This window comes from Desulfurellaceae bacterium, from assembly GCA_021296095.1.
Lineage (GTDB): Bacteria > Desulfobacterota > Binatia > Bin18 > Bin18 > JAAXHF01.
This window is the reverse complement of record JAGWBB010000118.1, coordinates 729-7,677: the sequence shown is the minus strand read 5'-3', so window position 1 is coordinate 7,677 and position 6,949 is coordinate 729. Positions and strand designations below refer to the sequence as shown.

Annotated in this window: 6 protein-coding genes; 2 read left to right on the top strand and 4 right to left on the bottom strand. The window is 63.3% G+C overall.

All coding sequences use genetic code 11. The features are described 5' to 3' along the window. Positions 1-351: 351 nt before the first annotated feature. From J4F42_20300 to J4F42_20285, 4 genes are all read right to left on the bottom strand, one after another. Complete coding sequence (locus J4F42_20300; protein ID MCE2487862.1) at positions 352-618, bottom strand: MoaD/ThiS family protein; 267 nt, start codon at positions 616-618, stop codon at positions 352-354. A 47-nt stretch (positions 619-665) separates the two neighbouring features. Beyond that, positions 666-2,933 carry a xanthine dehydrogenase family protein molybdopterin-binding subunit gene (locus J4F42_20295; protein MCE2487861.1) on the bottom strand — a complete coding sequence of 756 codons (2,268 nt, stop codon included), beginning with the start codon at positions 2,931-2,933 and terminating at the stop codon, positions 666-668. Positions 2,934-2,936: 3 nt separating this feature from the next. Beyond that, on the bottom strand, positions 2,937-3,416 hold the full coding sequence (locus J4F42_20290; GenBank protein MCE2487860.1) for a (2Fe-2S)-binding protein: 480 nt from the start codon (positions 3,414-3,416) through the stop codon (positions 2,937-2,939). Positions 3,417-3,516: 100 nt separating this feature from the next. Continuing rightward, positions 3,517-4,389, bottom strand: coding sequence for a xanthine dehydrogenase family protein subunit M (locus J4F42_20285; GenBank protein ID MCE2487859.1), 873 nt, complete (start codon positions 4,387-4,389; stop codon positions 3,517-3,519). Between the two features lie 269 nt (positions 4,390-4,658). On the opposite strand from J4F42_20285, the gene J4F42_20280 reads away from it, so the two are divergent. Both J4F42_20280 and J4F42_20275 read left to right on the top strand, forming a co-directional pair. Beyond that, the gene (locus J4F42_20280) at positions 4,659-5,084 is read left to right on the top strand and encodes a VOC family protein (GenBank protein MCE2487858.1); all 426 of its coding nucleotides are present in this window, start codon (positions 4,659-4,661) and stop codon (positions 5,082-5,084) included. Positions 5,085-5,117: 33 nt separating this feature from the next. After that, positions 5,118-6,851, top strand: coding sequence for a thiamine pyrophosphate-binding protein (locus J4F42_20275; GenBank protein ID MCE2487857.1), 1,734 nt, complete (start codon positions 5,118-5,120; stop codon positions 6,849-6,851). Positions 6,852-6,949 lie beyond the last annotated feature (98 nt).

The following is a 6,949-nucleotide window of genomic DNA, read 5'->3' as shown; positions in this document are numbered from 1 at the left end:
ATCGAGACGATCCGGGCGTGGGCGTGGGGGCTGCGGAGAATTTTGCCGTGCAACAGGCCCGGCAGGTGAATATCGGCCCCGTACTTGGCCCGGCCGGTGACCTTATCGGCGCCGTCGTGGCGGATCGGACGCGTGCCGATGACCTTGAACTGATGCTCGTGCTGCGCTGCCATGTCTTCCTCCTCGGCTTCGCTAGGGGCAGGACCCAGTGCCTGCCCTGGGCGGCCACGGGGGGCCGCCCCTACAGCCGTTTCGCAAACCTACCCGAAATGTAGCTGGAAAATGCGCAAAAAAATAGGGAAGAGCAGCCCTGCCCTTCCCTATCACCTCTACCGCTCGCTGAGCGTCGCCTCAGCCGCCCCCGATAGCCGGCACGAAATGGATCTCGCTATCGGCCGGGATGGACTCCGATAAGCCGCCGGTGATGATCTCTCCGTTGACCGAAACCGCCACCGAGCCGGCCAGATCGTTATCTTCGACAACCCGGTCCCGAAAGCCGGGGAACTGACGCTCCAGATCGTCCACAATGGCGCGCAGAGTCGTACCCGTCGCCGTTGTGCGGTCTTTGCCGCCCGACAGCTTTCGCATCAGGGCAGGAATGAAGACGGTTGAGGCCATACATGCGCTTTCCCCCTCCCGGACGGAGGGGGGGTGTCAGCGGGCGCCTAGCCCTGCTCGATGACCGCCTTGGCGATTTTGCCCGGCGACATCGGCAGCTCTTCCATGCGTACCCCGAGGGCGTTGTGGATGGCGTTGGCCAAGGCAGCCGGTGGCGGGATAATCGGCACCTCACCCACGCCCCGGACGCCAACCGGATGCCCCGGGTTGGGCACCTCGACCAGGATCGTCTCGATCATCGGCAGATCGAGGCAGGTCGGCATCCGGTAGTCCAGAAAGCCGGCGTTGCGCAGCGTGCCGTTCTCATCGTAGAAGTATTCTTCGTTGAGACCCCAGCCCACGCCCTGGGCTACCGCGCCCTGGATCTGACCCTCGACATAGCTCGGATGGATGGCCGTACCAACGTCCTGGGTGGCCGTGTAGCGCAGAATATCGACCTTGCCGGTTTCGGGATCGACCTCGACGTCCACCACATGGGTCGCAAACGCCGGCCCGACTCCGCGCGGGTTGACCTGGGCCCGACCCGACACCGGTCCGCCGGTCCTGGGCAATTTGGTAGCCAGCTCCTTGAGGTCCATGGGCTCGTTCTTCTCGTCGCTGGGACACGACACCGCCCCGTCCTGGAACACCACGTCTTTGGTCTCAACCTTCCACACCTTTGCCGCGCGTTCCTTGAGCTGGTTGACCACATCCTGGGCGGCTTCGTACACGGCCGTCCCGGTGGCAAAGGTCACCCGGCTGCCGCCGGTCATATCGGTATGACCGATGGACTCCGTATCGGCCACAACCGGATGGACTTCTTCGGCCTTCAGACCCAGCACCTCGGCGGCGATCATCGCACACGAGGCCCGGGTGCCACCGATATCGGTCGAGCCGGTGACCACGTTGGCCGTGCCGTCGCTATTGATATTGACGGTTGCGCTGGACTGAAATCCGGCGTTGAACCAGAAGCCCGAGGCCACCCCGCGGCCGCGCTTCTTGCCGTTGCCGGACTGCGGCTTGGCAGACTTGTAGTGGTCGCTGTTCTGGGCTGCATCCAGGGTTTCCAGATAGCCGATCTTGCCGAACTGTGGTCCGGCCGGCTGGGCCGTGCCTTCTTTGGCGCCGTTGATGCGGCGGAATTCGAGCGGGTCAAAACCGAGCTTTTCGGCCAGTTCGTCGACCACCGTCTCGCCGGCAAAGGACGAATTGCTCGACCCCGGGGCGCGATAGGCGGCCGTCTTGGGCTTATTGACCAGCACGTCATAGCCGTCGATCTGGAGGTTTTCCAAATCGTATGGGGCCAGCACGGTCATACAGCCCGCCCCGACCGGCGCGCCGGGAAAGGCGCCACCCTCGTAGGCCATCCAGATCTGGGCTGCGGTGATCTTGCCGTCTTTCGTGGCGCCCATTTTGACCTTGATGTGCGAACCCGAGGTCGGTCCGGTGGCGCGCAGGACATCGCCACGGCTCATCACCATCTTGACCGGCTTGCCGGTCTTCTTGGACAACACCAGCGCCAGCGGCTCCAGATAAACCGAAATCTTACCGCCAAAACCGCCGCCGATCTCGGCCGGCACGACCTTCATCGAACTGGCCGGGATATCCAGAATCATGGCCGTCTGGTCGCGGGCGGTAAACGCGCCCTGGGTGCTGACCCAGATCGTGGAGCGGCCGTCGGAATTGTGCTGGGCGACCGCGTTGTGCGGCTCGATATACCCCTGGTGGACCATCGCGGTATCGAACTCGCGCTCGACGATCTCGTCGGCGGCGGCAAAACCGGCCTCCAGATCGCCCCGCTCAAATTTCACATGGCTGGCAATGTTTGTCTCTTGATCGCCCTTCTCCTCAATCCGCACATCGGACAACAGGATCGGCGCGTCGTCCTGCATGGCGTCCACCACACTCTGGACGTGGGGCAAGACCTCATAGTCGACCTTGATGAGCTTGGCCGCCTCTTCGGCGATATGCGGGTTGGTCGCCGCCACGGCCGCTACCGCGTGTCCGTCGTACAGCGCCTTATCGCGGGCCAGTACGTTCAGCGACAGATGGCGGGGGTTCATTGGCAGCTCGCCCATGGGCACCACGCCGCCGGGCAGATCCGGCAGATCCGCACTGGTAATAACCGCTTTCACACCGGGCAGGGCGAGCGCGGCCGACGCATCGATGGATTTGATCCGGGCATGGGCGTGGGGGCTGCGCAGCACCTTGCCGTGCAGCAGGCCGGGCAGATCGATATCTGCCCCATACTTGGCCCGGCCGGTGACCTTATCCACCCCGTCGTGCCGAATCGGACGGGTTCCGATGACCTTGAATTTCGCCTCTTGTTGCGCCATTGCTTACCTCCCTTGCATGACAGAAGCGGCGTCCAACACCGCTTTCACAATCTTATCGTAGCCCGTGCAGCGACACAGATTGCCGGCCAGGGCGTAACGCACCTCATGTTCGCTGGGGTTGGGGTTGCTATCCAGCAGCGCCTTGGCCGTCACCAGAAAACCGGGCGTACAAATCCCGCACTGCAGGGCGGCGTGCTCCAGAAACTTCTGCTGGAGCGGATGGAGGGTATCGCCGTCGGCCAAGCCCTCAACCGTCGTGATCTCCTGGCCTTCGGCCTCAACCCCGAGCACCAGACACGAACACGAGGTACGGCCGTTGATGATTACGCTACAGGCTCCGCAGTCGCCAGTCAGACAGCCTTCTTTCGAGCCGGTAAAACCGAGTTCATCGCGCAGCACTTCGAGCAAGCTCTGGCGGGGCTCGCACAGGAACTCCGCAACTTCGCCATTGAGTGTCGTTTGAACGTGGACCTTTCTTGCCATATTTCTCCTGCCTTCCTCGTTGAGAGCGCCGTATGTCTCGGGGACCGGGTGAACCCGGGCTGTCACCCGCTTCGCCCTCCCCCCGCTCACGTCCGGCGTATTAGGCCTTTGCGCGGGCTCGATCACCCGCCTGTTTCAGCGTCCGGCGCGTTAACACGCCAACCAAATGGGTCCGAAACTCGGCCGTGCCGCGCATATCCGAGATGGGCCGGGCAATGCCCTGGGCCAGCTCAGCCGCCCGGGCGATATTCTCGTCGGTGAGCGGCTTGCCGACCAGATAGACGCTGGCCTCCTCGGCAAACAGCTGGGTCGGCGCCACCGCGCCCAGGCCGATCCGCGCCGCCGTACAGGTATCGCCGTCGAGCGCCACACACGAGCCAACGCCGACCACCGCAATATCCATCTCGTTACGCGGAATGAAACGTTGATAACAGTCGGCCGTCTGGCCCTGGGGAGCCGGAATACGGATGTCCACCAGGATTTCATCCGGCCCCAGAACGGTCTCGCCCGGACCGGTCACGAACTCCTCGGCCGCTACATCCCGCTCGCCGTTCGGACCGGCGATATGACAGCTCGCGCCGAGCGCGATGAGGACCGGCGGCGTATCCGCCGCCGGCGAGCCGTTACACAGGTTGCCGCCGACCGAAGCCCGGCTCAGAATCTGGTCCGAGCCGATCAGGCCGGCCGCTTCGACCAGGCCGGGATAGTGTTGCTGCATGGTCGCGTCTTCGATGAACTTGCAGCAGGGATACGAGGCACCGAGCCGCAGTCCATCCTGGGCGCTAAAGGTGCAGCCCTGGAGTTCAGGAATCGTCTTGGCGTCAATAATGACCCCAGGCTGTTTGACACCCGCACGCATCTGAATAATGAGGTCCGTACCTCCAGCCAACAGCCGCCCGGTGTCGCCGGCAGCAGCCAGCTGGCTGAGCGCTTGACTGAGCGATGTCGGTGCGTCGTATGTAAATGCTTGCAAAGTTCCCTCCTGTTCGAGCCCGCGTTTACCACGGGCCAGCTGAAATACAAATTGCAGCGGATTCCACCAGTCTATTCTACACGGGGAAGCAAGGCCCAAATCGGGACACCGGAGTGACCGGCTGGGGGACACACCCTCACCGTGCTGAACCGCAGGCTCTTATACCATCCGCAGATTTTCCACGCAAGCAAATAAGGACAGCAGGCAGACACAAGCGCTTGGGTTTGGTGCCCCGCGTGTGGTATGGGCAGGGACGGGAGGGCAGCCCTATGGCGGAACTGTTTCATATCGGCCTGACGGTCAAAAATCTGGAGCGCTCAATCGCCTTCTACCGAGACATCGCCGAGATGCAGCAAGGCGAATATCTTGAGGCCCAAAGCCCGGCCTTTGACCGGCTGACGAACAACCCCGGAGCCAAACTCAAGGTCGTCTACATGCAAGCCGGCTCGTTTCTGCTCCAACTGATCGAGTACGTCGCGGCCGGCGGCACCACGCTCGACCTCCATCATAACAACGTCGGCAGCCCGCATATCTCGCTGTACGTCGCGGACGTCGAGGCCAAATACCGCCAGCTCACAAGCCGGGGCGATGTCACCATCACCTCGGACATCATCCAGATTGCACCCACTATGCGGAGCTTCTACACCGAAGACCCGGACGGGGTGCCGGTCGAGTTTCTGCAGCTGACAGACTAAGGGGAAAGTCTGCACAATATAGGGGAGAGCCGTATGGCACAGCCGCTTGTTCACCAATCCGTCCCACCACGTGAGGCCATTGTCCGCGTCCTTGAGCAGGCCGGAATCGATATGGTCTTTGGTATTCCGGGCGGCTATACCGGGGCGCTGTTCAACGCCCTGTACGACCACCGGGACACGATCCGAACGGTGCTCGTCCGTGAAGAGGCGCGCGCCGGGGTGATGGCCGAGACCTACGGCCGTCTGACCGGCAAGCCGGGCGTGGCCATCGGTCAGGCCGCCTTTTTGCTGCACGCCAGCCTCGGCGCGGTCGAAGCCCATCTGTCGAGTTCGCCGATGCTGCTGCTGACCGATCTGAGCGATAACGCCCCCTACTCGCAGCACGGCCCCTACCAGGCTGGCACCGGCGACTACGGCACCTGGGACGCCAAACAGGCGTTTTCGGCCATCACCAAGCGCACCTTTGTGGCCAGCGATCCGGTCCAAGGCGTTCACAGCCTGCAAATCGCGCTCAAACACGCCTTATCCGGAGAACGAGGACCGGTGGCTGTGCTACTGCACAGCCAGGCGCTGCGGGGTCGGGTGGGCCCCGAGTCGGTTCCACCCCTGTACGCCACCGAACCCTTTCTGGCGGTCCCCGTTCCGCCCGCCGACCCGCGTCTGGTGGAACAGGCCGCCCGGGTCCTGGCCGAGGCCGAGCGGCCGGTGATCATCGCCGGCAACGGGGTGCGGATCGCTCAGGCCTATATGGAGCTGGTCACCCTGGCCGAAGCAATCGGCGCCCCGGTCGCCACCAGCGCCTCGGGCAAGGGTTGCTTTGCCGAAACCCACGAGCTGGCTCTGGGCGTATACGGCAACTTCGGTACCCGCCTGGCCAACGCCGAAATCGGGGCGGCCGACGTGGTGCTGGTGGTCGGCTCCAAGCTGGCGGCAACCGATACGGCCTTTGAAACCGCCAAGTTACTCGACCCCCAGCGACAACGCCTGATCCAGATTGACATTGAGGCCAAGAATGCCTCGTGGACGTATCCGGCCGAGATGGTCCTGATTGGAGACGCCAAAACAGCCCTGGCCCAGCTGAGCGAAGCCCTGGTCGCCAACGAGACCGTGTCCCCCCAGACCGTCTCCGAGCGCAAAGCCCGGCTGCAATCGGCCCGTCGTCAGCACGGCTTTTTCGACGCCCCGGAGTTTCGGTCTCAGGCTGCGCCGATTCTACCCCAACGGGTCATTGCCGAACTCCAGCGCGCCATCGCGCCCGACGCGCTGGTGACCTGCGACGCGGGTGAAAACCGGCTGTTCATGATGCACTACTTTCAGACCAAGGCGCCCGGGACGTTTCTGCAACCGGCCGGGGTGGGCGGTATGGGCTATGCGGCCCCGGCCGCGCTGGCGGCCAAGCTGCTGTATCCCGAACGCCAGGTGGTTGCGGTGTGTGGCGACGGCGGGTTCGCCATTGGCCTGAACAGCTTCATGACTGCGGTCGAAGAAGACATCCCGATTGTCAACCTGGTCTTCAACAACCAGGCCCTGGGTTGGGTCAAACACGGCCAGGGGGAGCGCAATATCGCCTGCGATTTCGCCAACTTTGACCACGCTAAAATTGTCCAGGCCATGGGCTGCGAAGGCATCCGGGTTGAGGACCCGAATCAGCTGGCGCCGGCCCTGCACACCGCCCTGGCCAGCGGCAAGCCGACCGTGGTTGACGTTCGCACCTCCCTGGACGAGACCTTCCGCAAGGTCACCTCGCCTCTGGTCGGCGAACGCTGAGCACTGTTCGGCATTTCCAAGCTCAGGTCTTTCCGCTACGACAACACGATGAACAAAAAATTTGACGTGTACGGCATGGGCAACGCCCTGGTCGACGT